Consider the following 22,846-nt stretch of genomic DNA (forward strand, 5'->3'; position numbering starts at 1 on the left):
CGAGGAAATCCCCGCCCGGCCGCGCAACCGCAGCGCCGGAGGCGCGAGGACGCGCAATCAGGGAGAAGGCATGCGGGTGGAGAAACTCTGATGCCGGATTTGTTGCTGGAACTCCGCTCCGAGGAAATCCCCGCCCGGCCGCGCAACCGCAGCGCCGGAGGCGCGAGGACGCGCAATCAGGGAGAAGGCATGCGGGTGGAGAAACTCTGATGCCTGATCTTTTGCTAGAACTTCGCTCCGAGGAAATCCCCGCCCGCATGCAGCGCAAGGCGGCGGGCGATCTCAGGAAGATGCTGACCGACGGTCTGGTCGAGGCGGGTCTGACCTATGACGCCGCGCGCGAATACTGGACGCCGCGGCGCCTGGCGCTCGATGTCAGGGGCCTGACCGCGCGCTCGAAGGACATCCACGAGGAGATCAAGGGGCCGTCGACGGCGGCGCCGGACCAGGCGGTGCAGGGTTTTCTGCGCAAGGCAGGCCTTGCCTCGGTTGCCGAGGCGCATGTCCATTCCGATCCGAAGAAGGGCGATTTCTACGTCGCCCATATTTCGAAGCCGGGCAGGGCGGCGGAAGAAATCGTCGCCGAACTGGTGCCGGCCATCATCCGCAGCTTCCCGTGGCCGACATCGATGCGCTGGGGGCCGGCTTCGGCTAAGCCCGGTTCGCTGCGCTGGGTGCGGCCGCTGCAGACGATCCTGTGCACCTTCGGCCCGGAGACCGAGGAGCCGGCGGTGGTCGATTTCGAGATCGATGGCATCCGCTCGGGCAATATCACCTATGGCCATCGTTTCATGGCGCCGGGTGAAATCACCGTGCGCCGCTTCGACGACTACGTGACCAAGCTGGAAGCGGCCAAGGTCGTGCTCGACGGCGACCGGCGCAAGGAGATCATCCTTGCCGACGCCCGCAACCTCGCCTTCGCCAACGGGCTCGATCTGGTCGAGGACGAAGGGCTGCTGGAAGAAGTGTCGGGCCTGGTCGAATGGCCGGTGGTGCTGATGGGCGAATTCGAGCAGGCCTTTCTTGCCATTCCGCCCGAGGTGGTGCGGCTGACCATTCGCGCCAATCAGAAATGCTTTGTCACCCGTCCGCAAGGCGACGGCGAAAACCTTTCCAACCGCTTCATCCTCACCGCCAACATCGAGGCGAAGGATGGCGGCAAGGAGATCGCGCACGGCAACGGCAAGGTGGTGCGCGCGCGCCTGTCGGATGCGCTGTACTTCTGGCGGACCGACCAGGGCGATCTGCCCGATCTCGAGCAGCTTGAAGCATCGGCGGAAAAGTTCGGGCTCGATCTGAAAAAGCCGCTCGACCAACGCATGGCCCGCCTCGACCATCTCGGGGTGACTTTCCACGCCAAGCTCGGCACGCAAGGCGAGCGGGTAGAGCGCATCAAGCGGCTGGCGGAGGAACTGGCGCCAACAGTGGCGCAGTCGATCTCCCCCCTTGAGGGGGAGATGGCCGGCAGGCCAGAGGGGGTCGGTTCGGCTGCCGCGACGCAATCTGGCTTTGCAAAGAAAGAGGGAGTTGGCGCTCCACGCGAGACGACCCCCTCTGTCGCCTTCGGCGACATCTCCCCCTCAAGGGGGGAGATTGCCGCGCTCGCCGGGCGTGCGTCGGTGCTCGCCAAGGCCGATCTCACCACCGAAGTGGTCGGAGAATTCCCCGAACTGCAAGGCGCCATGGGCCGCAAATACGCGCTGCTGCAGGGCGAGCATCCGTCCGTGGCTGCAGCGATCGAGGAGCACTACAAACCGCAAGGTCCGTCTGATCGCGTGCCGACCGATCCGGTGTCGATTGCCGTCGCGCTGGCCGACAAAATCGATACGCTGGTCGGCTTCTGGGCCATTGATGAAAAGCCGACGGGGTCGAAGGACCCTTACGCGCTGAGAAGGGCCGCACTGGGCGTGGTGAGGATCCTGATCGAGAATGGGATCTCACTGCCGCTGACATCGCTCTTCGATAGTGCCTATCAAACGGCGAGTTATCTCGCGTCTAAGGCTGGACGGGCCTTTGGCCCCGACCTCCTCGCCTTCTTCCACGACCGCCTGAAAGTCTATCTCCGCGACCAGGGTGCCCGCCATGATCTCATCGACGCGGTGATCACTCCGCAGTCGGACGACCTCCTGCAGATCGTGCGTCGCGTCGAAGCTCTGGGGTCCTTCCTCGACACCGAGGACGGCAAAAACCTGCTCGCCGGCGCCAAGCGGGCGGCCAACATTCTGGCTGCCGAGGAGAAGAAGAAAACGCTCGTCGCCGAGACTGTTGAGCCGGCGCTATTTCGCGAGGAGGCCGAGAAATCGCTGTTTGCAGCGGTGAATCAGGCGGAGAGAGAAGCCGGCGAAGCGATTCAAAACGAAGACTTTTCCGCCGCCATGCTGGCGCTTAGCGTGCTGCGCGAACCGGTTGATTCATTCTTTGAACGTGTTCTCGTGAATGATGAGGACCAGGCCGTGCGCGCCAACCGTCTGGCATTGCTCGCCCGCATCCGCACGGCCACCGACCAGGTGGCTGATTTCTCCAGAATAGCTGGCTAGCTAAGGGACGGACAAGCCCGAACACGGGCGGCGTTCACACGCCGCCCGTCTTGTTTTCAGTCCTCCCGAGGCTGACTCCGTCAGTCCTCCAAAATGCTGACATGCACGCTGTCTGAATAGACGTCGACCTGGATCAGCGGCTCGCCATTGACGATGGCGTTCCGTGTCGAGGAGCTCATCGCGCCACCGCGCTTCAGCATGCGTTCCAGATACGCGCGATCATCGTTGCTGCGGAACCAGTCATCGCCCTGGTCGTCGGCATCGCGCCGGTGGAACTTGTGCCAGTTGGCACGGTCCTGCCGCACCATCTGTGCTGCGCTGCTCAGCTCATAGCCGTCGCTGGCATGGTGGTCGCGATCGGAAATGCGCGCGACGTAGGACCCTAGCTCGTCACCGGCCTGCGCGCCGCCGACACCTATAGGTGACGCCAGCAACAGGCCGGCAATAATCAAAGATTTCGTCATGTTCATGATAACCCCTCGCTCTCCTACAACCCGGCGCGCTCATGCCAAAACCGATTGGCGAAATTGGGGCCGCCGCCGCCAAGCCGATCGTGCGCCGGGCTGTCGATTGGCGTCAAGCGGCATGGATTGGCCGACTGTCTTGGCCGACTGTTTTGGCTGAATGGCCTACTCGGCTTTGCCGACGCCCTCGATCGGCTGCTGCGGTGTTGTTGCCGGCTGCGGCGCTGCCGGTTGCGACTCAGGCTTGCCGTTCGATGCCGTTGCAGTTCCGGCTGGTGCGGTCTCTGCCGTCGGCTCAGTTGCCGGCGCCGCGGCGCTCGCCCTGGCCGGAGCCGGCGCGGCGAAGGCGCCGCCGACGATGCCGCCGCGAATGATCATCGGATCCTGCCTAGGCTTTTCGGGGATCGCCGCGACCTTTTCATAAGTCACATCGGGCTGGGCATCGCCGAGCGCGACGATCGATGGCGTCGAGGCGGTCCTGACCGGTTCGGATCCGCCAACCTTGATGACCGATGGCGTCGAGGTCGAGACGCCGAGAAAGACGATCGACGAGGCGTGCGCCCCACCGGTCATCGCCGCCAGGGTGAAACCAAGCGCTCCAAGCACACGCATCGACATCGAAACCGTCCCCTTGCCCAACAAGCCGCCAGCCCTAACCCAAATAGCCTTAACCCGAGTGGATTGATGCCGGCTTGCAGGGAAACATAGCATTTTAGGCATTGATAATTCGCCAACGCCGGCTTGCCCGAAAACCACTGCCGTATTAGAGCAATTCCAGGAAAAGTGAGTAGCGGTTTTCCGTCCGGAATTCCGCAAAAACAAATACTTAGAGCGTTTAAGCGAACAGCTGAACCGCTCTAATGCATGTCGCTCAAAAGTGGCCCCGGTTTTGAGAGAACGACATGCATCAAAACAAAGACCTAAAGCGCGTCGCATGAATCCGGTTCAGCGCGACGCGCTTTAGGTCCGGTGCCTGTGAGGTGAAGCGAGTGGCTGAGATACTATCCGTCGGCGAAGCGATGGAGCAGGCGTTGGCGCTGCTTGAGGGCGGCGACGTGGTCGCCATCCCGACGGAGACCGTCTATGGACTGGCCAGCGACGCGACCAATGGCGTCGGCGTCGCCCGCATCTTCGAAGCCAAGGGCCGGCCGCGCTTCAACCCGCTGATTGCCCATGTCGCCGATCTGGCGATGGCCGAGCGCATTGCGGCCTTCGATCCGCTGTCGAAACGGCTGGCCGAGGCGTTCTGGCCGGGGCCGCTGACGCTGGTGCTGCCGCTCCAACCCGGCAACGGCATCCATCCGCTGGTCACCGCCGGGCTGGACACGATCGCGCTGCGCATGCCCAGGGGGTTCGGCGGCGAGCTGATCGCCAGACTCGGCCGGCCGTTGGCCGCGCCCAGCGCGAACTCTTCGGGCAAGATCAGCGCCACGACGGCGCAAGCCGTCGCGGCCGATCTCGGCGCCAAAATCCGGCTGGTGGTCGATGGCGGCGCCACCCCGGTCGGGCTGGAATCGACCATCGTCAAGGTCGAAGGCAACAGCGTGCGGCTGCTGAGGCCAGGCGGCATCGCTGCCGCCGATATCGAGGCCGTCACCGGCATCAAGCTGCAGCGCGGCGCGACAGCCGGCATCGAGGCGCCCGGCATGCTGGCGTCGCATTATGCGCCGCGCGCATCGGTGCGGCTCGATGCACAGAGTGTGGCTGAAGGCGAGGCCTTGCTGGCCTTTGGTGGCGACCGCGCCGAAGGCTGGCAAGCGGCGGCCGCCTTGCGCAACCTGTCCGCGTCAGGCGATTTGCGCGAAGCCGCAAGCAATCTGTTCGCGTATCTGCAGGAACTCGACCGCAGCGGTGCGGCGACGATCGCCGTCGAGCCGATCCCGTTCGATGGGCTCGGCGAGGCGATCAACGATCGGCTGTTTCGTGCCGCTGCCCCCCGTGACAAGCTCGACTGAGCGCCATAGTTTGCGCCCATGAACGACGCACCCTTCGACCTCGATCCCGCTCTCATCGACCGCTTTGCGGCAATCGTCGGCGACAAATATGCGCTGCGCGACCAGGCCGATATTGCGCCGTATCTTACCGAGCGGCGCGGCCTATGGCACGGCAGGACCGCCTTGGTGCTGCGTCCCGGCAGCGTCGACGAGGTCAGCCGGATCATGCGGCTGGCGAGCGAGACGGGAACGCCGGTCGTGCCGCAAAGCGGCAACACCGGGCTGGTCGGCGCCCAGGTGCCTGACGCATCCGGCCGCGAGATCGTGCTTTCTTTGTCGCGGCTGAACCGCATTCGCGAGATCGACGTCTTCTCCAACACGGTAACAGTCGAGGCCGGCGTCATCCTGCAGACGCTGCAGGAAGCCGCCGACGCCGCCGACCGGCTGTTTCCGCTGTCGCTTGCCGCGCAGGGCTCCTGCCAAATCGGCGGCAACCTCTCGTCCAATGCCGGCGGCACCGGCGTGCTCGCCTATGGCAATGCGCGCGAACTCTGCCTCGGCGTCGAAGTGGTGCTGCCGACCGGCGAAATCTTCGACGATCTGCGCAAACTGAAGAAGGACAACACCGGTTACGATCTGAAGAACCTGTTCGTCGGCGCCGAAGGCACGCTCGGCATCATCACCGCGGCGGTGCTGAAACTGTTTCCCAAGCCCAAGGGGCGCGAAGTGGCCTTTGCCGGCCTGTCGTCGCCGGAAGCAGCGCTTTCGCTGTTCAGCCTGGCGATGGACCGGGCAGGGGCGGCACTCACCGCCTTCGAGCTGATCGGCCGGCGTCCGTATGATTTCACGCTGCGCCATGCGCAGGGCGTCACGCGGCCGCTGGCGCAGGATTGGCCATGGTATGTGTTGATGCAGGTGTCGTCGGGCCGTTCAGCCGAGGACGCCAGGGGGCTGATCGAAGAAGTGCTGTCGGCAGGCCTCCAGCAAGGCATCGTCGGCGACGCGGTGATCGCGGCCAGCCTGGCGCAGGGCGACGCGTTCTGGAACTTCCGCGAGGTGCTGCCGGATTCGCAAAAGCCCGAAGGTGCTTCGATCAAGCATGATATTTCGGTGCCGGTGGCATCCATCCCGGCGTTTATCGAAAAGGCGGCCGGTGCAGTGGCTTCGGTCAGTCCGCAGGCGCGCGTGGTCTGCTTCGGTCATATGGGCGACGGCAATCTGCACTACAACATCTCCCGGCCGGAGGGCGGTGACGACGAAGCGTTTCTCGGCCTCTACCACGCCATGAACCATGCCGTGCACGATGTCGTGCGCTCCTTCCACGGTTCGATCTCGGCCGAGCATGGCATCGGCCAGTTGAAGCGCGACGAACTGATCGCCACCGCGCCGCCAATGGCGATCGAACTGATGCGCCGGGTGAAGGCCGTCTTCGATCCGGCCGGCATCATGAATCCCGGTAAGGTTATCTGATCCTTTCAACATTTTGTGGCTGGTCTCATTCCGATAACCATCGCCTGAGATCAGCAAAATTTAACTGACTTTCTTAAGCCGGGCGGCAGAAGCTCGCGCTAATGTTTCACACAACGAGGCCGGGAAAACCGGCCCGGTGGGATCCGTGAAAGCGGCTCTCAGGAGAAACACAGGAAGGCAGCAGATGAACAGTGTATTGAAGCCCGTCTGGGCCGGGCGCAACATGCGCCTCGACCCATTCCGCCTGCCGCAAGTGGTGAGCTATGCCACGCGCGACGACTATGGCGACGTTACCTTCACCATCGACCAGCGCGGCGCCGTCATCCGCCGCACGCTCGAGATGAGCGGCGTGCCGGCGATCATCGCGCTGCCCGCCAACGCGTTTCGCGGCGTCGCCGCCCGCGCGATGGAGGATGCGCAAGGCAATGTCACGGTAACCCTCGAACTCCTGCACAACGACCCGATGCTGTCGGTGCCGCTGCTGGTGGCCGACGATCTCGACGACGTCGCCGCCGACTGGCGCGCCTGGGCCGATGCTTACCGGCTGCAGATGCTGCTGATCGAATCCGACGGCATTGCCCGCACGCTTGAGGAATCGCTCGGCGCCGCCATCAAGGCGCTGCCGGCCAAGGATCGCCGCAAGGGCCGGGTCTCGACCACGCGCCGCCCGCGCTTCCTCGCCCGCCGCAGGGCCGGCGACCTCGGGCTGAGGCTGGTTATTGATGGCCAGGAGATTATTTCGAGAGAATAGAGCGCTCTTCTCCTTCCCCCCTTGTGGGGGAAGGTGGATTGCCGCGAAGCGGCAAGACGGATGAGGGGTGTTCCAGGGAACGCCAACGCCTCACTCCGCTGGAGCACCCCTCATCCGTCTCGGCGCTGCGCGTCGATCCACCTTCTCCCACAAGGGGAGAAGGAAGAGGGAGCCTACACCAGCGGCTTCAGCGCCACCCACAGCGCACCGCCGATCAGGCCGAGGAAGATCAGCCAGCCGACCTGGTTGCTCGATTTGAACAGCCGCAGGCATTGATCGGGATCGTTGATATCCAGAACCGCTATCTGCCGCGCCATATGCGCGCCGGCGGCGATCAGCCCGGCCAGCGCCACCACCGGCGCCTGCACCGAGGCGAAGGCGATGGCGAAGCAGACCAGCGTGCCGCCATAAAGCCCGACCAGCCAGGTCTTGGTGTTGTCGCCGAACAGCCGCGCCGTCGAGCGCACGCCGACGATTGCGTCGTCTTCCTTGTCCTGATGTGCATAGATGGTGTCGTAGCCGATCACCCACAGGATCGAGCCGATGTAGAGCATGATGGCCGGGCCATCGAGATCGCCGAACTCGACCGCCCAGCCCATCAGCGCACCCCAGGAGAAGGCGAGCCCGAGCACCAATTGCGGCCAGTTGGTGAAGCGCTTCATGAAGGGATAGACGGCAACGATGACCAGCGAGACGATGCCGAGCGGAATGGCGAAGTCGTTGAACTGCAGCAGCACGACGAGGCCCAGCAAGGCCTGGATGACCAGGAACGCCCAGGCTTGGCGGCGCGTCACCTTGCCGGCCGGCAATGGCCGCGAGCGCGTGCGCTCGACCTTGTTGTCGATGTCCTGGTCGACAATGTCGTTATAGGTGCAGCCGGCGCCACGCATGGCGACGGCGCCGACAAAGAACAGGAACAGGAACCACGGCGACGGCAGCAATGTCAGCAACGGATCGGTGGGGCGGGGATAGGCGCTGGCCGCTAGCGCTGCCGACCACCAGCAGGGCCACAGCAGCAATTGCCAGCCGATCGGCCGGTCCCAGCGGGCAAGCTGCGCATAAGGCCACAGCCAGCGCGGCAATATCTTGTAGACCCAATGGCCGCTCGGCGCATCGGCGACGCGGCCCTGGGCGGCTTTCGACTGGATGGTTTCCATCGTGCTGGAGTGGCAGCAGCAGCAGGCGCCGTCAAGCGGCCGCATTGTCGCTCAGGCGGTGAAAACATCGTGGCTGGCAAACCACTCCTTCGCCACCTCGATGAAGGCCAGCGCCGCCTTCGACAGCCTTTGCCTTGTGTCATGGGTCAGGATGATCCGCTGCATCGGCAGCGGATCGGACAGCGGCTTGCAGACCAGCGGCAGCCCGTCATAACTCCTGTCGCCATAGGGCCTTGTGTAGCTCACCGCGACGCCGAAGCCGTTGGCGACCATGCTGCGCTGCAGTTCGAATGAACTCGTCGTCGGTTGCGAGACCGGCGACAGGCCGCGGCTGAGGAACAGGTCCAGCATATGCTGCCAGCTATGCGGCTGGTCGGTGGTGATCAAGGGATGGGTCGCCAGCTCCGCCAGGCTGACGCTCGCCTGGCTGGCCAGCGCATGGCCCTGCGGCAGAAGCGCGTGCGGCCGCAGCTCGTGCAGCAGGATGCGGGCGAAGTGCGAGGGCAAGCCGAGATCGTAGGTCAGGCCGAGATCTATTGCCGCATCGCCGAGCCGCCGGCCCAGCGTCTCGAAGGTCTCGTCGCGCACGACTACGGTGACCGCCGGACAGCGCTGCGAAAAAGCGCGGATCAGCGCCGGCGCGAAATAGGGCGCCAGATCCTCGAAGCAGCCGAGCACCAGCTCGCCGCCGACATCGGCGTCACGCGTCCCGAGCCCAACCAGTTCATCCACCTCGGCCAGCACCTGCTTTGCCTTCGCCACCGCGCTGCGGCCGAACGAGGTCAAAGCGATGCCGCTGCCGCGCTGGCGCACGAACAATTTCTGGCCGAGCGCCGCTTCGACATTGTCGATCGCCACCGAGATCGACGGCTGCGAGACGTTCAGCATCCGGGCGGCCGCGGTGACGCTGCCGTGGCGGGCAACGGCGACGAGGTAACGCAACTGGGTGAGGGTAAGGTTCATAGGTCAAGACTATAAGAGAGATGAGAAGTTATTATTTTACGCGATGTGCGGCGGCTGCGATAGTCGGTCATCGAAACAGGGGAGACATGAGATGGCCGCCAGACACATCGACGCCGCAGCGATTGCCGACTACCAGCGCGACGGCGCGGTCTGCGTCCGCGGCGTCTTCAAGGACTGGGTCGGCACCATCGCCGCCGGCATCGAGCGCAACATGCAAAACCGCAGCGCCGCAGCGTCCGACATCGCCAATGGCAAGGGCAGCTTCTTCGACGATTATTGCAACTGGGAGCGCATTCCTGAATTCGTCGACGTCGTGCGCAATTCCCCGGCCGCCGAAGTCGCGGCGGCAGCGATGCAGTCGCGCAGCGCCCAGTTCTTCCACGACCATGTGCTGGTCAAGGAGCCGGGCACGCAGAAGCCGACGCCCTGGCATCAGGACATTCCGTACTATTTCGTCGACGGCAGCCAGACCGTCAGCTTCTGGATCCCGATCGATCCGGTCAAGGAGGCGACGCTGCGGCTGATCGCCGGCTCGCACAAATGGGACAAGATGGTGCTGCCGGTGCGCTGGCTGAACGATGACAATTTCTACGCCGGCGAGGGCGATTATCGGCCGGTGCCCGATCCCGACAACGACCCGTCGCTGAGGGTGCTCGAATGGGCGATGGAGCCGGGCGACGCAATCCTGTTCGACTTCCGCACTGCGCACGGCGCGCGCGGCAATCTAACCTCGGCGCGGCGCCGGGCGCTGTCGCTGCGCTGGGTCGGCGACGATGTGCGCTATGTCGAGCGCCCCGGCCGCACCTCGCCGCCCTATCCCGGCCATGACATGAAGCCCGGCCAGAAACTGCGCGAGGACTGGTTTCCGGTTGTCTACCAGAGCTGAGTCGCGAGAGCCGCGCTTCTGCTTCGGCTTGCCGGTGCGTGCGACGCTGCCGTGCGCAACCGGCAAGCAGCGGACCAAAAGTCTTGACCCGCGCCGCGCAGCGCAATAGCGCAGTCCCTGTCGTGAAATGACAAGGGACATCGGCATGCGCGTTTTGTTGATCGGCTCCGGCGGCCGCGAACATGCCCTGGCCTGGAAGATCGCGGCCTCGCCGCTTTTGACCAGGCTCTATGCCGCGCCCGGCAATCCGGGCATCGCCCACGAGGCCGAACTGGTCAAGCTCGACATCGCTGACCATGCCGCTGTTGCCAGCTTCTGCCAGAACAACGCGATCGATCTCGTCGTCGTCGGGCCGGAAGGGCCGCTGGTCGCCGGCATTGCCGACGATCTGCGTGAGCAGGGCATCCGCGTCTTCGGCCCGTCGAAGCGGGCAGCGCGGCTCGAAGGCTCGAAAGGTTTTACCAAGGACCTTTGCGCCAAATACGGCATCCCGACCGCCGCCTATGGCCGCTTCACCGATCTTGCCTCGGCGAAAGCCTATGTCGAAAAGGTCGGCGCGCCGATCGTCATCAAGGCCGACGGGCTTGCCGCCGGCAAGGGCGTCACCATCGCCATGACGCTGGACGAGGCGCGCGCCGCCCTCGATGCTTGTTTCGACGGCGCATTCGGTGACGCCGGCGCTGAGGTAGTAGTCGAGGAATTCATGACCGGCGAGGAGGCGAGTTTCTTCTGCCTGTGCGACGGCACGACCGCACTTCCCTTTGGCACCGCGCAGGACCACAAGCGCGTCGGCGACGGCGACACCGGCCCCAACACCGGCGGCATGGGCGCCTATTCGCCGGCGCCGGTGATGAGCCCCGAAATGGTCGAGCGCACCATGCGCGAGATCGTCGAGCCGACCATGCGCGGCATGGCCGAGCTTGGCGCGCCGTTCGCCGGCATTCTCTTCGCCGGGCTGATGATCACGGACAAAGGGCCGAAGCTGATCGAATACAACACCCGCTTCGGCGATCCCGAATGCCAGGTGCTGATGATGCGGCTGAAGGACGATCTGCTGGTGCTGCTCAACGCCGCCGTCGACGGCCAGTTGGCGCACAGTTCGATCCGCTGGCGCGACGATGCCGCGCTGACCGTGGTGATGGCGGCACAGGGCTATCCCGGGACGCCGGAAAAAGGCTCGGTCATCCGCGGGCTGGAAGAGGCGGCCGGCGATGGTGTTGAGATTTTCCACGCCGGCACCGCCATCAATGGCGGCGCGCTGGTCGCCAATGGCGGCCGCGTGCTCAACGTCACCGCGTCAGGCAAGACGGTCGGCGAAGCGCAGAGCCGCGCCTACGCCGCGCTCGACCGCATCGACTGGCCGCGAGGCTTCTGCCGCCGCGACATAGGCTGGCAGGCGGTGGCGCGGGAGAAAGCCAGCGCCACCTGAGCCTCAGCGCTCGCGAACGAGTTCCGTCGAAGCGGTGCTGACCGGGTCGGCGGCCTGCGAGAAGGCGGCCTCGAGCAGAGCCTCCGAACGATACGCAGTCCGCTTCCAGGCGACATACTCGGCAATGCCGAAGCGCGCGCGGCGCGGCACCGTCTTGACCACCGGCATGCGGAAGGCGGCGCGGAATGTCTGCCAGCGCGCGCCCAGCACCGCCACCATTTCCTCGACCGTCGGTGGCGTCGCCACATCGGCGTATGTGATGGTGACTTTGCCGGCGAGCCCGGCCGCGCGCGACACCGGCACCGGTATTGAGGCGAGGTAGTCGGGCGGCACGTCGATCAGGCCGCCGAAGGGCCATTGCTGGCGCAGTGCCGCCGCGTCCATCGGCGCGACGTTGACGTCGATGTCGTTGGGCGTGCCGGCGACGCGGTAGGGGCAGCGCAGGCGCCCGCAATTGGCCTGCGCCGAGAACTGCCACAGCGCATAGCCCTGCCAGTTGCCCATCGGAAAATGCACGTCGATGTCGGGCTTGTAGCGCGCATACCAGAGCGGCAGCCGCGACAGCAGACGGTATTGGTAGCGGTTGTCGGCGATGTACTGGGCGGTCTTGCCGTTGGTGTAGAGGATCGGGAAACGGCCGAGCCGCCGGTGCACCTGGCGCACGAATTCCTCGGCATCCTCGAGCGACATCCATTGCGAGGGGTCGTTGCCTTCGAGATCGAGGGCGAGCAGATCGTCAGGGGCTGGCTCGGCGAAATCGATGAAACTGTTGGCCTGCTCGAGCGGATTGCCGGGGCGGGCAAGATGATACGCGCCCCATTTCAGGCCGAGCGCCTTGGCCACCACCTTGCGCGTCTGGAACAGCTCGCGCGTCACCGCAAAGCGTTTCCACAATGTCTTGCAGAGTTTGACCGTAGGCTCGTCGCCGTAGCAGAAATAGGGCGGCGGCAGCCCGTCGGAGGCCTTGTTGATGAAGCCGACAATGCGCTTGTCGGTGGCAAGCTGCGCCCAGTCGATGGAATTGTATTCATAGGCGTCGACCACCAGCGCGCGGTCGCCATCCCGCCAAGGCTCGGAAAAGTCCGAGGCTGTAGCCGCTGACGTCAGCGCCATCATCGCCGCGAGAGCGATCGCTGAGCGGCGAAGAAGATGCGCCGGCGTTTTCAAACAGGGGATCCCCGCTGACCAAACACCGATGGTGGACCGGTATGGTTAAGGAAGTGCTTTCGGGCAGGAGTCCTGTCGCTCTCGCGATTTCGTCATTCTATGGCGAAGCAAGGAGCGAAGCGACGCGGCGCGGGCCATAGTATGCATTCCGCGACTTCGAAGCGCTGCCACGGCGCGGAATTCTGCACCGTTGCGCCCCTAGCGCGAGGTCGCGACATGGTACTCGGCGTCCGCTACGCTCCCGCTCCACCTGTGGACGACGAAGTTCGATGAAAATCCGCGTGACAAAGTTTGACGTTTACGTAAAAAGAAGGTCGGAGGCCGCCCAGAGGCGGATGGTTTTGCATCGGCCCGGGTCCTAGGATCGAGCGGCCGGAGCAGCGGAGGAGAAAGCGGCATGTACAAGGCCCCGGTCGGCGACATTTCGTTCACGCTCAAGCATGTCGCCGGGCTCAAGCCGGCGCTCGACCGCGGCACGTTCGGGGACCTCGGCGAAGACCTTGTCGACGCCATCCTGTCCGAGGCCGGCCGCTTCGCCAGCGAGGAAGTGGCGCCGCTCTACAAGATCGGCGACCAGCATGGCGCGGTGCTGAAGGATGCGACCGTGACCACGCCGCCCGGCTGGAAGGCGCTTTACCGCAGCTGGATCGACGGCGGCTGGAACGCGCTGTCGGGACCGGAAGAATTCGGTGGCCAGGGCCTGCCGACCATGGTCGGCGTTGCCGCGCTCGAAATGTGGAACTCCGCCGCCATGGCCTTTGGCATCGGCCCGACGCTGACCATGGGCGCGGTCGAGGCGCTCGACAAGCATGCTTCCGAAGCGCTGAAGGCAAAGTATCTGGCAAAGCTCGTCTCCGGCGAGTGGATGGGGACGATGAACCTGACCGAGTCGCAGGCCGGTTCCGATCTCGCCGCCTTGCGCAGTCGCGCCGAGCCTGCCGGCGACGGCACCTACCGCATCTTCGGCCAGAAAATCTTCATCACCTATGGCGAGCATGATTTCACCGACAACATCATCCATCTGGTGTTGGCGCGGCTGCCCGACGCACCGGCCGGCACGCGCGGCATCTCGCTGTTTTTGGTGCCGAAATTCCTGGTCAATGATGACGGCTCGCTCGGCGCCCGCAACGACGTCTTCTGTTCCGGCCTCGAGCACAAGCTCGGCATCCATGCCTCGCCGACTTGCACCATGATCTATGGCGACGGGTTCCAGGGTGCTGCGCCCGGCGCCATCGGTTGGCTGATAGGCGAGGAGAACAAGGGGCTCGCCTGCATGTTCACCATGATGAACAACGCGAGGCTTTGCGTCGGCATGCAGGGCGTGGCAGTGGCCGAAGCCGCGACGCAGAAGGCGATCGCCTATGCCAATGAGCGCCGCCAGGGCAAGGCATCGGACTTTTCAGGCGCCGGGATGGCGCCGATCGTCCATCACCCCGACGTGCAGCGCAATCTCTTGACCATGAAGGCTTTGACCCAGATCGCCCGCGCCATCTCGTATTCCTGCGCCTATGCCATCGACTTCGCGCGTGTGTCGACAGGCGAGGAGGCCGCGCATTGGCGCGATCGCGCCAATCTGCTGACGCCGCTGGCCAAGGCCTTTTCCACCGATATCGGCGTCGACGTTGCGTCGCTGGGTGTCCAGGTCCACGGCGGCATGGGCTTCATCGAGGAGACGGGCGCGGCCGCGCTCTATCGCGACGCCCGCATTGCGCCGATCTATGAAGGCACCAACGGCATCCAGGCGATCGACCTTGTAGCCCGCAAATTGCCGCTTGGCGGCGGCGAGCATGTGCACGGCTATATCGCCGAACTGAAGGCCATCGCCGACGAGGTGCGGACCTCGAACCTGCAGGGCTTCGGCCGCGCCGCCGAAGCGCTTGACCAGGCGTTCGACGATCTCACCGAGGCGACGCGCTTCCTGCAGAAGCTGCTGGCCGACGGCCGTCTGGACGAAGCGCAAGCCGGTGCGACCCCCTATCTCAGGCTGATCTCGCTTGCTGCCGGCGGCGCTTATCTGGCGCGTGGCGGACTTGCCCAGCAGAGCCGCATCGCCCTTTGCCGCTTTTTCGCCGAAAACCTGCTCGGCGAAGTCAGCGCCTTGAAGGAACGCGTAATCGATGGCGCCGAGAGCCTCGCTACCGCCGGCAAGGCGCTGATAACGGCCTGAATACCAGAGCGCTCACCAGGGAAGAATGACCGTGACAGACCATATTCTCGTCGAGCGCCAGGGCGCCATCCAGATCATCCGCATGAACCGTCCCGACAAGAAGAACGCACTGACGCGCGCCATGTACGCGACAATGTCCAAGGCGCTGGCCGAGGGCGATGCCGATCCGGCGGTCCGCGTCCATGTCTTCCTCGGTGTTTCAGGCGCCTTCTCTTCCGGCAACGATCTCGCCGATTTCCTGGTCATCGCCACCGGCGGTGAGGGCGGCAACGAGGTCTGGGACTTCCTGATGGCGCTGGCCAAAACGGAGAAGCCGATGGTCTCCGGCGTCGACGGCATTGCGGTCGGCATCGGCACCACGCTCAATTTGCATTGCGACCTGACTTTCGCCACGCCGCGCACGGTGTTCCGCACACCCTTCGTCGACCTCGGCCTGGTGCCGGAGGCGGGCTCCAGCCTGCTGGCGCCGCTCATCCTCGGCAGGCAGGGCGCCTTTGCGCTGCTTGGACTCGGCGAAGGTTTTTCCGCCGAACGCGCCAAGGCCGCCGGCCTGATCTATGAGGTGGTCGAGGAGGACGGGCTAGAAGCCGCGGCACTCGCCGCGGCCGGCGCGATCGCCGCCAAGCCGCCGCAGGCGCTGAAGATCGCGCGTGACCTGATGCGCGCCCCGCGCCACGAGCTTGTCGCCCGCATCAAGGTGGAGAGCGAGCATTTCTCCGAGCGGCTGAAGTCCGACGAAGCGCGCGCCGCGTTGACGGCCTTCATGACGCGCAAGAAGGCCTGAACCTCTCCTCAGGGATAAAGCCGTGTCTTGTCCCAGCCGCCTTCGGCGTTGCGCGAAAAGACCAGCCGATCGTGCAGCCGGAATGGCCGGTCGTGCCAGAACTCGATCGCCTGCGGCACGATGCGGAAGCCCGACCAGTGCTTTGGCCGCGGGATTTCGCCGATAGGGTAGCGCGCCGTGTATTCGGCCACCGCCTTCTCCAGGGCAAAGCGGCTTTCCAGCGGCCGCGACTGTTTCGAAGCCCATGCGCCGATCCGGCTGCCGCGCGGCCGCGTCGCGTAATAGGCGTCGGCTTCAGCGTCGCTGACCATCTCCACCGGACCGCGTATGCGCACCTGGCGGCGCAGCGATTTCCAGTGGAAGCACATCGCCGCCTTCATGCTGCCAAGAATCTCGCGGCCCTTGGCGCTCTCGAAATTCGTGTAGAAGACAAAGCCGCTTTCATCGAAACCCTTGAGCAGCACCATCCGCACATCCGGCATGCCGTCGGCATCGACGGTTGCAAGTGCTACGCCGTTGGCGTCGTTGATTTCGCTTTTCTTGGCGTCCTCCAGCCACTCAGCAAAGAGCCGGAACGGCTCGGCGGCTTCGGTAAAGTCACTACTTGTTAACTCAGTGTCACTCATAGTTTTTCTCAAATTGTCTCGAGCTTCAGGAGGTTGCCGATTGTCGCGTATCGCGCAAGCTTTTGACAGCGGGCAATGGAGCGTTATCGCTTCGGCCAGTTCGAAAGCCGTGATCGTGATTATCGCCCTGCCGCTTGCCGCCTGCGGCGCCGGCGGCTTCAGCCTGGAAAAGGCCGAGGTCGACCGTTCCATCGTCACCTCAAGCGCGCCGGCCAGGGTGACATCGACGGACGCCGACAGCGCTTCCGACCAGACCACGATCGGCAATGCGGTGTCTTCGGCCGACATCGAGGAGCTTCGCGGCCAGGCCGTGCCGTGGGCGAATGCCGACACCGGCTCGCGGGGCTCCATCACCGAACTCGCCGAAGTGCAGGACAACGGCCAGGCCTGCCGCAGCTTTACCGCCTCGCGCGAAAGCTTCGACGGCGTCGCTTTGTTCAAGGGGCAATTGTGCATCGCCGCGGCCGGCGGCTGGCACATGCAGGACTTCAAACCGCTCTGATTTTCGAGGTTTGCGGGCATCGCAATTTCAACCCTCGATAAGCCTGCGCGCCACTGGAATTTCTTCCTATGGGAGCGCATATAAGGGCCAACGTGGATTTAACTCATTTTCCAGGGCAGGACGCATGCGCGACCCCTATGAGGTGCTGGGCGTTGCCAAGAACGCATCGGCCAAGGACATAAAATCGGCTTACCGCAAGCTCGCCAAGAAGTATCATCCGGACCAGAATCCGAATGATCCCAAGGCCAAGGACCGTTTTGCCGCCGCCAATCAGGCCTATGAGGTCGTCGGCGACGAGAAGAACCGTGCGGCCTTCGACCGCGGCGAGATCGACGCCGACGGCAAGCCGAAATTCCAGGGCTTCGAGGGCGCAGCCGGCGGCGGCGATCCGTTCGGTGGCTTCCGCCGCCAGCAGGGCGCCGGCGGCTCGCGCTTCGAATTCCGATCGGGGCGTCCGGGCGGCGATCCGTTCGACGGCAACAGCGACATTTTCAGCCAGATCTTCGGCGACGCCTTTTCCGGCGCGCGCGGCGCCGGAACAGGCGACCGCCGCCAGCAGGCGACCGCCGCCGATCTGAACGTCACGCTCGACGTCACCATCGAGGAGATAGCGACCGCCGAAAAGGTGACGGCGATGTTCCCCGACGGCCGCAAGATCGCGGTCAAGCTGCCGGTCTATGTCGAGGATGGCCAGACCATCCGGCTGAAGGGCCAGGGCGAGCAGGGGCCGGGACAGCCGGGCGATGCGCTGGTCAAGATCCGTATCCGCAGGCACCCGCGCTACCGCATCGAGGGCCGTGACTTGCATGCCGATCTGGAGGTAGCGTTGGCCGACGCGGTGCTGGGCGCCAAGGTGCCGGTCGACACGCCGACCGGCAGGCTGGCGGTCAACATTCCGGCCTGGTCGAGTTCCGATAAGGTGCTGCGCCTGAAGGGCAGGGGCTTGCCGGAAAAGGCCGGCGGCCATGGCGATCTCTACGCCCATGTCCGCATCATGCTGCCGGAAGGCGGCGACAGCGAACTCGAAGCGCTGATGCGCAGCCGCAAAGGCTGACGCGGCTCGACTTCGCTGGCTAACTGCCGGGCGCCACTTCCTCCATCCGCCGGATGGTTTCGCCGAAGCGGCGCAGCGCCTGCCGTACCGGGACATGCGGGCTCTCGATCTCCAGCAGGATCATCGTCTCGCTGCCGAGGAAGGCGGCGCTGACCAGGCTGGTCACTTCGGCGGCGGAGAATGGCCCGAGGCCGCCGAACCGCCGCTCCGCCTCTTGCGCCAGTCCGTCCAGCAGTTCGAACCAGCCGCGCAGGTCGCGGCGCACCGCCTTGGCGATTTCGGGGCTCGACAGGCTTGCCGCGATCATCTCGTGCAGGATCCGGACATAGCCGGACGCCAGATCATCGTCGAGGAAATCGCAAGCGCGTTCCCAGCGCTGCCACAGCGGCATCGGTGCCGCAAAAGTCTCCGCCTGGCGTTTCAGCAGGCCCTCGTTCAGATGGTCGAGCAGGGCCAGGAACAGCCGTTCCTTGGAGCCGAAATGGTAATGGATCTGGCTGAGCGGAACGCCGGCGATCTCGGCAACGCGGCGCGTCGACAGATCGGCGTAGCCGCCTCGATGGAGGCATAACTCGGCGGCCGAAATCAGTTCGGCGCGCGTGTCGCGCTTTTGCTTGTTCTGCGGCGGGGTAACGGATTCGGCAGCGTCCGTCATGCGGCGTGGCTGCCGCTGTTAGCGGTGCAATCTGGGCGGATCATAGCTTCTCCTGTCCGGGGCTGGACGTCCCTCCACTCTATCTCGGTCGAGCGACCGATCAAGTTGACTCGTCAGAAATTTATGGTTTTTTGACGCTGAATTCGGTCGACCGACCGAATCCTGATGCTTGCATGGAGGGGCAGTCATGGCGGGCGTAATCACCCTTATCTACGGCGTTGCCGCATACCTGATTTTTCTCGGTTCGTTTCTCTATGCGGTCGGTTTCGTCGGCAACATGGTCGTGCCGAAATCGATCGATTCCGGAGTCGCTGGAAGTCCGGTCGAAGCCGTCATCGTCAATGCACTGCTGCTCGGCCTTTTCGCCGCCCAGCACAGCATCATGGCGCGGCCGGTTTTCAAGCGCTGGTGGACACGGATTGTCCCGCACGCGGCCGAACGCAGCACCTATGTGCTTTTGGCCAGCCTCATCCTGCTGCTGCTCTACTGGCAATGGCGGCCGATTCCCGGTCTCGTCTGGACGGTCGAGAACCCGGTCTGGGTCGCCGTCATCCATGGCGTGTTCTGGCTCGGCTGGGCGGTATTGTTGACCAGCACCTTTCTGATCAACCATTTCGAACTGTTCGGCTTGCGCCAGGTTCTCGCCGCTTTGCGCAAGAGCGAACCGGCGCCGCCCGTGTTCAGGACGCCGCTGTTCTACAAATGGGTCCGGCACCCGCTCTATGTCGGCTTTCTCCTGGCCTTCTGGGCGACGCCGTCGATGACATGGGGCCATCTTCTGTTCGCGGCGGGCAGCACCGGCTACATCCTGCTCGGCATCTTCCTCGAGGAACGCGATCTCGTCGCGATGTTTGGCGATCAGTACCGCCTCTACCGCAAGCAGGTAGGAATGCTCATTCCCTGGCGCAAAATGGCTGGATAGGGCCGATGCGTTGCCGACCAGCCGATTCGGCTGGTCGGCCGGGCCTGGGTCATCAAGGCGCGCTGGCCGCAGTGAGGCGTTCAAATCTCACAACAACGTTATTATCCCCCATTCCTTGTCACGCCGAGTGTCTGAATTGAACGCGCGCCCCGTCTGCGCTTGATGCGCCTTTCTGCCTGTGCGATAGGCACTCCAAAGCAGAAAATCTTTCGGAGAGCGCTGACATGGCGGGTGGACAGGGCCTTATGGCCGGCAAGCGCGGCCTTATACTGGGCGTCGCCAACAACAGATCGATTGCCTACGGCATCGCCAAGGCCTGCGTCGACCATGGCGCCGAGATCGCGCTGACCTATCAGGGCGAGGCGTTCAAGAAGCGCGTCGAGCCGCTGGCTGCGGAATTGGGCGCCTTTGTCGCCGGTCATTGCGATGTCACTGATCCGGCGAGCCTCGACGAGGTGTTTGCCAATGTCGCCAAGCATTGGGGCGGCAAGCTCGACTTCCTCGTCCATGCCATCGCCTTTTCCGACAAGGACGAGTTGACCGGACGCTATGTCGAGACGACGCGCGACAATTTCCTGCGCACCATGGACATTTCGGTCTATTCCTTCACCACCATCGCCAAGCGCGCCGAAGCGCTGATGACCGATGGCGGCTCGCTGCTGACGCTGACCTATTATGGCGCCGAAAAGGTTATGCCGCATTACAACGTCATGGGTGTCGCCAAGGCAGCGCTCGAAGCCAGCGTGCGCTATCTCGCCGTCGACCTCGGCGGCAAGAAGATCCGCGTCAACGCTATCTCGGCCGGGCCGATCAAGACCTTGGCTGCTTCGGGCATCGGCGACTTCCGCTACATCCTCAAGTGGAACGAATACAACTCGCCGCTCAAGCAGACCGTCACCCAGGAAGAAGTCGGCGATTCCGCCGTCTATTTCCTGTCGGACCTGTCGCGTGGCGTCACCGGCGAGGTGCACCATGTCGATTCCGGCTATCACGTCGTCGGCATGAAGGCGGTCGACGCGCCGGATATTTCGACCGTCAAGGAATAGATCTGCCGCGGTTTCCGCCTGCCTGTCCTGATTTCCGGAAGACCTGATGGTTCCGCTCGTCTACATCGTGCGCCATGGCCAGACGCAGTGGAATGCCGAGTCGCGGCTGCAGGGCCAGGCCGACACCGATCTCAACGCGCTCGGCCGCGAGCAGGCGACCCGCAATGGGCGGCGGCTGGCCGAACTGATCCAGAACCCTCAGGATTTCGACTTTGTCGCCAGCCCGATGAAGCGGACGCGCGAGACGATGCAGCGGCTACGCTTGGCGATGCAGCTCGATCCCGATGCCTACCGCATCGACCCGCGTCTGGTCGAGGTGCACTTTGGCGACTGGCAGGGCTTTACCTATGCCGAACTCGATGCGCGAATGCCGGGCTCGGCGAAGGCGCGACGGCGCAACAAATGGAATTTCCAGCCGCCGGGCGAGGGCGCCGAAAGCTACCAGATGCTGCTCGAACGGGTGAAGCCGTGGTTCGACGCGCTCGACCGCCAGACGGTCTGCGTCACGCATGGTGGCGTCGTGCGGACCGTGTTTCGGATGGTCGAAGGTGTTTCCGAACACGAAGCGGCAAACCTGGAAGTGCGGCAGGACCGGGTGCTCAGGCTGCAGGACGGGCGTCTGGATTGGCTTTAGGTTCGAGCAGATAAAAACAGGACGACTGTCCTGTTTATCCGTGCAGGGCTCCGCCGAGCGGCAAGGGCCTGTGCGATGTCGGTGTTACTCGGTGTCGGGCAGTTCCATGTCGGTGACGACGTTCTCGCCATTCGTCACGTCATAGGCAATGACGATATCCATGCCCGGTTTCAGCGAATCGAGATCGGTCTCGGCGTTGAGCTTGAAGGACTTACCGTCCTCCAGCGTCAGCGTCAGCGCGTCCTTGTCGACCTTCTTGATCAGGCCTTCGGTCTGGCCGGCATAGGCGGCGGTGGAAATCAGCAACATGGCGGCAGCAGCGCCAATCAGGGTACGCATCGTCGTCCTCTTTGTCATTGCGCCTGCACGGATGGCGGCGAGCTTTCAACGGGCGGATGGAAGAGAGCAGAAACCAACCGAATGTGTCAAAACTAAAACCGCCGGATCACAGTTTGACCGCTGTGGAAAACGCCAATAGAACGCACCTTTGATCCGGTCCGCTGCCGGGCAGGGCTAAAAATTCATGTCTCACAACACGTTCGGCCATCTCTTCCGCGTCACCACCTGGGGCGAAAGCCATGGCCCGTCGCTCGGCTGTGTCGTCGACGGCTGCCCGCCCGGCATCCGCTTCACGCGGCAAGAGATACAGGCCGAACTCGACAAGCGCCGTCCCGGCCAGTCGCGTTTTGTGACCCAGCGCCGCGAACCGGACGAGGTGAAGGTGCTATCCGGCTTCATCCTCGACGAGGACGGCGAGACGATGATCACCACCGGCACGCCCGTCTCGATGCTGATCGAGAATGTTGACCAGCGCTCCAAGGACTATGGCGAGATTGCCCGCCAGTACCGTCCCGGCCACGCCGACTACACCTATGAAGTCAAATACGGCGTGCGCGACCATCGCGGCGGCGGTCGTTCCTCGGCGCGCGAGACCGCCGCGCGCGTGGCCGCCGGCGCCTTGGCGCGCAAGGTGGTGCCCGGAATGGTGGTGCGCGGCGCGCTGGTCTCGATGGGCGAAAAATCGATCGACCGCGCCAACTGGAACTGGAATTTCATCGGTGACGCCGAAAACCCGTTCTTCACCCCCGATCCGGCCTCGGTTCCGGTCTTCACCAGCTATCTCGACGGCATCCGCAAATCCGGCTCCTCGGTGGGCGCGGTTATTGAAATCATCGCCGACGGCGTGCCAGCCGGCCTTGGCGCGCCGATCTATGCCAAGCTCGACCAGGACATCGCGTCCGGCCTGATGTCGATCAACGCCGTCAAGGGCGTCGAGATCGGCAACGGTTTCGAAGCCGCGCGCATCACCGGCGAACAGAATGCCGACGAGATGCGCATCGGCAATGACGGCAAGCCGGTCTTCCTGTCCAACAATGCCGGCGGCATTCTGGGCGGCATCTCGACCGGCCAGGCGATCGTCGCCCGCTTCGCCGTCAAGCCGACCTCGTCGATCCTGACGCCGCGAAAATCCATCGACAAGGACGGCAACGACGTCGACGTCATGACCAAGGGCCGCCACGACCCCTGCGTCGGCATCCGCGCCGTGCCGATCGGCGAAGCCATGGTTGCCTGCGCCATCGCCGACCATTATCTGCGGCACCGGGGACAGACAGGCCGGGGATTAGGCAGTAGGGATTAGGCAATAAGCCAGCCCGTACTTCCTTCCCTAACTCCTACTGCCCAACCCCTATTCCCTGC

Annotated in this window: 22 protein-coding genes; 14 read left to right on the forward strand and 8 right to left on the reverse strand. The window is 64.3% G+C overall.

Going from position 1 to position 22,846, the window contains the following annotated elements:
• Positions 1-209 precede the first annotated feature (209 nt).
• Positions 210-2,537 carry a glycine--tRNA ligase subunit beta gene (gene glyS, locus NKI15_RS22930; protein WP_352514477.1) on the forward strand — a complete coding sequence of 776 codons (2,328 nt, stop codon included), beginning with the start codon at positions 210-212 and terminating at the stop codon, positions 2,535-2,537.
• A gap of 80 nt (positions 2,538-2,617) precedes the next feature.
• Here glyS and NKI15_RS22935 read toward each other — a convergent pair whose 3' ends face one another.
• On the reverse strand, positions 2,618-3,001 hold the full coding sequence (locus NKI15_RS22935; protein ID WP_081731237.1) for a hypothetical protein: 384 nt from the start codon (positions 2,999-3,001) through the stop codon (positions 2,618-2,620).
• A gap of 165 nt (positions 3,002-3,166) precedes the next feature.
• Positions 3,167-3,619 carry a hypothetical protein gene (locus NKI15_RS22940; RefSeq protein ID WP_023684360.1) on the reverse strand — a complete coding sequence of 151 codons (453 nt, stop codon included), beginning with the start codon at positions 3,617-3,619 and terminating at the stop codon, positions 3,167-3,169.
• 371 nt (positions 3,620-3,990) lie between these two features.
• On the opposite strand from NKI15_RS22940, the gene NKI15_RS22945 reads away from it, so the two are divergent.
• The 3 genes from NKI15_RS22945 to NKI15_RS22955 all read left to right on the forward strand — a co-directional run bounded on the left by NKI15_RS22945 (position 3,991) and on the right by NKI15_RS22955 (position 7,156).
• A complete protein-coding gene (locus NKI15_RS22945; protein ID WP_031209625.1) occupies positions 3,991-4,956 on the forward strand; it encodes an L-threonylcarbamoyladenylate synthase in 966 nt (321 codons plus the stop codon).
• 18 nt (positions 4,957-4,974) lie between these two features.
• Complete coding sequence (locus tag NKI15_RS22950) at positions 4,975-6,405, forward strand: FAD-binding oxidoreductase (protein WP_352514478.1); 1,431 nt, start codon at positions 4,975-4,977, stop codon at positions 6,403-6,405.
• Between the two features lie 184 nt (positions 6,406-6,589).
• A complete protein-coding gene (locus NKI15_RS22955) occupies positions 6,590-7,156 on the forward strand; it encodes a DUF6101 family protein (RefSeq protein ID WP_023684357.1) in 567 nt (188 codons plus the stop codon).
• Between the two features lie 173 nt (positions 7,157-7,329).
• Here the strand turns inward: NKI15_RS22955 and ubiA are convergent, their stop codons facing one another.
• A complete protein-coding gene (gene ubiA / locus NKI15_RS22960) occupies positions 7,330-8,313 on the reverse strand; it encodes a 4-hydroxybenzoate octaprenyltransferase (RefSeq protein ID WP_352514504.1) in 984 nt (327 codons plus the stop codon).
• Between the two features lie 51 nt (positions 8,314-8,364).
• Entirely contained in the window at positions 8,365-9,276 is a 912-nt protein-coding gene (locus tag NKI15_RS22965; RefSeq protein ID WP_352514479.1) for a LysR family transcriptional regulator, read from the reverse strand.
• Between the two features lie 91 nt (positions 9,277-9,367).
• On the opposite strand from NKI15_RS22965, the gene NKI15_RS22970 reads away from it, so the two are divergent.
• Together NKI15_RS22970 and purD are read left to right on the forward strand one after the other, a co-directional pair.
• Positions 9,368-10,162, forward strand: a complete 795-nt coding sequence (locus NKI15_RS22970) for a phytanoyl-CoA dioxygenase family protein (protein ID WP_352887160.1) — start codon at positions 9,368-9,370, stop codon at positions 10,160-10,162.
• Positions 10,163-10,307: 145 nt separating this feature from the next.
• The gene (gene purD / locus NKI15_RS22975) at positions 10,308-11,591 is read left to right on the forward strand and encodes a phosphoribosylamine--glycine ligase (protein ID WP_023698497.1); all 1,284 of its coding nucleotides are present in this window, start codon (positions 10,308-10,310) and stop codon (positions 11,589-11,591) included.
• Positions 11,592-11,594: 3 nt separating this feature from the next.
• On the opposite strand, the gene NKI15_RS22980 is transcribed toward purD, so the two are convergent.
• Complete coding sequence (locus tag NKI15_RS22980) at positions 11,595-12,707, reverse strand: glycoside hydrolase family 25 protein (protein WP_032997391.1); 1,113 nt, start codon at positions 12,705-12,707, stop codon at positions 11,595-11,597.
• Positions 12,708-13,155: 448 nt separating this feature from the next.
• On the opposite strand from NKI15_RS22980, the gene NKI15_RS22985 reads away from it, so the two are divergent.
• Both NKI15_RS22985 and NKI15_RS22990 read left to right on the forward strand, forming a co-directional pair.
• The gene (locus tag NKI15_RS22985; protein ID WP_352887162.1) at positions 13,156-14,925 is read left to right on the forward strand and encodes an acyl-CoA dehydrogenase family protein; all 1,770 of its coding nucleotides are present in this window, start codon (positions 13,156-13,158) and stop codon (positions 14,923-14,925) included.
• Between the two features lie 31 nt (positions 14,926-14,956).
• Positions 14,957-15,709, forward strand: a complete 753-nt coding sequence (locus tag NKI15_RS22990) for a crotonase/enoyl-CoA hydratase family protein (RefSeq protein WP_352887196.1) — start codon at positions 14,957-14,959, stop codon at positions 15,707-15,709.
• An 8-nt stretch (positions 15,710-15,717) separates the two neighbouring features.
• On the opposite strand, the gene pdxH is transcribed toward NKI15_RS22990, so the two are convergent.
• Positions 15,718-16,347 carry a pyridoxamine 5'-phosphate oxidase gene (gene pdxH, locus NKI15_RS22995; protein ID WP_280938676.1) on the reverse strand — a complete coding sequence of 210 codons (630 nt, stop codon included), beginning with the start codon at positions 16,345-16,347 and terminating at the stop codon, positions 15,718-15,720.
• 28 nt (positions 16,348-16,375) lie between these two features.
• On the opposite strand from pdxH, the gene NKI15_RS23000 reads away from it, so the two are divergent.
• Both NKI15_RS23000 and NKI15_RS23005 read left to right on the forward strand, forming a co-directional pair.
• On the forward strand, positions 16,376-16,837 hold the full coding sequence (locus NKI15_RS23000) for an RT0821/Lpp0805 family surface protein (RefSeq protein WP_023687129.1): 462 nt from the start codon (positions 16,376-16,378) through the stop codon (positions 16,835-16,837).
• A 124-nt stretch (positions 16,838-16,961) separates the two neighbouring features.
• A complete protein-coding gene (locus NKI15_RS23005; protein WP_023692090.1) occupies positions 16,962-17,891 on the forward strand; it encodes a DnaJ C-terminal domain-containing protein in 930 nt (309 codons plus the stop codon).
• Positions 17,892-17,910: 19 nt separating this feature from the next.
• Here the strand turns inward: NKI15_RS23005 and NKI15_RS23010 are convergent, their stop codons facing one another.
• Positions 17,911-18,546 (reverse strand): TetR/AcrR family transcriptional regulator, encoded by a 636-nt coding sequence (locus NKI15_RS23010; protein WP_352842026.1) that lies wholly within the window; start codon positions 18,544-18,546, stop codon positions 17,911-17,913.
• A 187-nt stretch (positions 18,547-18,733) separates the two neighbouring features.
• Between NKI15_RS23010 and mddA the strand changes: the two genes are divergently transcribed.
• From mddA to NKI15_RS23025, 3 genes are all read left to right on the forward strand, one after another.
• A complete protein-coding gene (mddA, locus tag NKI15_RS23015) occupies positions 18,734-19,468 on the forward strand; it encodes a methanethiol S-methyltransferase (RefSeq protein ID WP_023834474.1) in 735 nt (244 codons plus the stop codon).
• Positions 19,469-19,692: 224 nt separating this feature from the next.
• Positions 19,693-20,514 carry an enoyl-ACP reductase FabI gene (gene fabI, locus NKI15_RS23020; RefSeq protein ID WP_023727494.1) on the forward strand — a complete coding sequence of 274 codons (822 nt, stop codon included), beginning with the start codon at positions 19,693-19,695 and terminating at the stop codon, positions 20,512-20,514.
• A gap of 46 nt (positions 20,515-20,560) precedes the next feature.
• A complete protein-coding gene (locus NKI15_RS23025; protein ID WP_023698506.1) occupies positions 20,561-21,148 on the forward strand; it encodes a histidine phosphatase family protein in 588 nt (195 codons plus the stop codon).
• Positions 21,149-21,232: 84 nt separating this feature from the next.
• On the opposite strand, the gene NKI15_RS23030 is transcribed toward NKI15_RS23025, so the two are convergent.
• Entirely contained in the window at positions 21,233-21,487 is a 255-nt protein-coding gene (locus NKI15_RS23030; protein WP_023685405.1) for a DUF1344 domain-containing protein, read from the reverse strand.
• Between the two features lie 184 nt (positions 21,488-21,671).
• Between NKI15_RS23030 and aroC the strand changes: the two genes are divergently transcribed.
• On the forward strand, positions 21,672-22,787 hold the full coding sequence (gene aroC / locus NKI15_RS23035; RefSeq protein ID WP_286441366.1) for a chorismate synthase: 1,116 nt from the start codon (positions 21,672-21,674) through the stop codon (positions 22,785-22,787).
• Positions 22,788-22,846 lie beyond the last annotated feature (59 nt).

Source organism: Mesorhizobium sp. M0862 (assembly GCF_040319795.1).
GTDB lineage: Bacteria > Pseudomonadota > Alphaproteobacteria > Rhizobiales > Rhizobiaceae > Mesorhizobium.

Coding starts and splice junctions, on each gene's coding strand:
- glyS (WP_352514477.1), top strand. CDS start 210: ATGCCTGATCTTTTGCTAGAACTTCGCTCCGAGGAAATCCCCGCCCGC.
- NKI15_RS22935 (WP_081731237.1), bottom strand. CDS start 3,001: ATGACGAAATCTTTGATTATTGCCGGCCTGTTGCTGGCGTCACCTATA.
- NKI15_RS22940 (WP_023684360.1), bottom strand. CDS start 3,619: ATGTCGATGCGTGTGCTTGGAGCGCTTGGTTTCACCCTGGCGGCGATG.
- NKI15_RS22950 (WP_352514478.1), top strand. CDS start 4,975: ATGAACGACGCACCCTTCGACCTCGATCCCGCTCTCATCGACCGCTTT.
- NKI15_RS22955 (WP_023684357.1), top strand. CDS start 6,590: ATGAACAGTGTATTGAAGCCCGTCTGGGCCGGGCGCAACATGCGCCTC.
- ubiA (WP_352514504.1), bottom strand. CDS start 8,313: ATGGAAACCATCCAGTCGAAAGCCGCCCAGGGCCGCGTCGCCGATGCG.
- NKI15_RS22965 (WP_352514479.1), bottom strand. CDS start 9,276: ATGAACCTTACCCTCACCCAGTTGCGTTACCTCGTCGCCGTTGCCCGC.
- NKI15_RS22970 (WP_352887160.1), top strand. CDS start 9,368: ATGGCCGCCAGACACATCGACGCCGCAGCGATTGCCGACTACCAGCGC.
- purD (WP_023698497.1), top strand. CDS start 10,308: ATGCGCGTTTTGTTGATCGGCTCCGGCGGCCGCGAACATGCCCTGGCC.
- NKI15_RS22980 (WP_032997391.1), bottom strand. CDS start 12,707: ATGATGGCGCTGACGTCAGCGGCTACAGCCTCGGACTTTTCCGAGCCT.
- NKI15_RS22985 (WP_352887162.1), top strand. CDS start 13,156: ATGTACAAGGCCCCGGTCGGCGACATTTCGTTCACGCTCAAGCATGTC.
- NKI15_RS23005 (WP_023692090.1), top strand. CDS start 16,962: ATGCGCGACCCCTATGAGGTGCTGGGCGTTGCCAAGAACGCATCGGCC.
- NKI15_RS23010 (WP_352842026.1), bottom strand. CDS start 18,546: ATGACGGACGCTGCCGAATCCGTTACCCCGCCGCAGAACAAGCAAAAG.
- mddA (WP_023834474.1), top strand. CDS start 18,734: ATGGCGGGCGTAATCACCCTTATCTACGGCGTTGCCGCATACCTGATT.
- fabI (WP_023727494.1), top strand. CDS start 19,693: ATGGCGGGTGGACAGGGCCTTATGGCCGGCAAGCGCGGCCTTATACTG.
- NKI15_RS23025 (WP_023698506.1), top strand. CDS start 20,561: ATGGTTCCGCTCGTCTACATCGTGCGCCATGGCCAGACGCAGTGGAAT.
- NKI15_RS23030 (WP_023685405.1), bottom strand. CDS start 21,487: ATGCGTACCCTGATTGGCGCTGCTGCCGCCATGTTGCTGATTTCCACC.
- aroC (WP_286441366.1), top strand. CDS start 21,672: ATGTCTCACAACACGTTCGGCCATCTCTTCCGCGTCACCACCTGGGGC.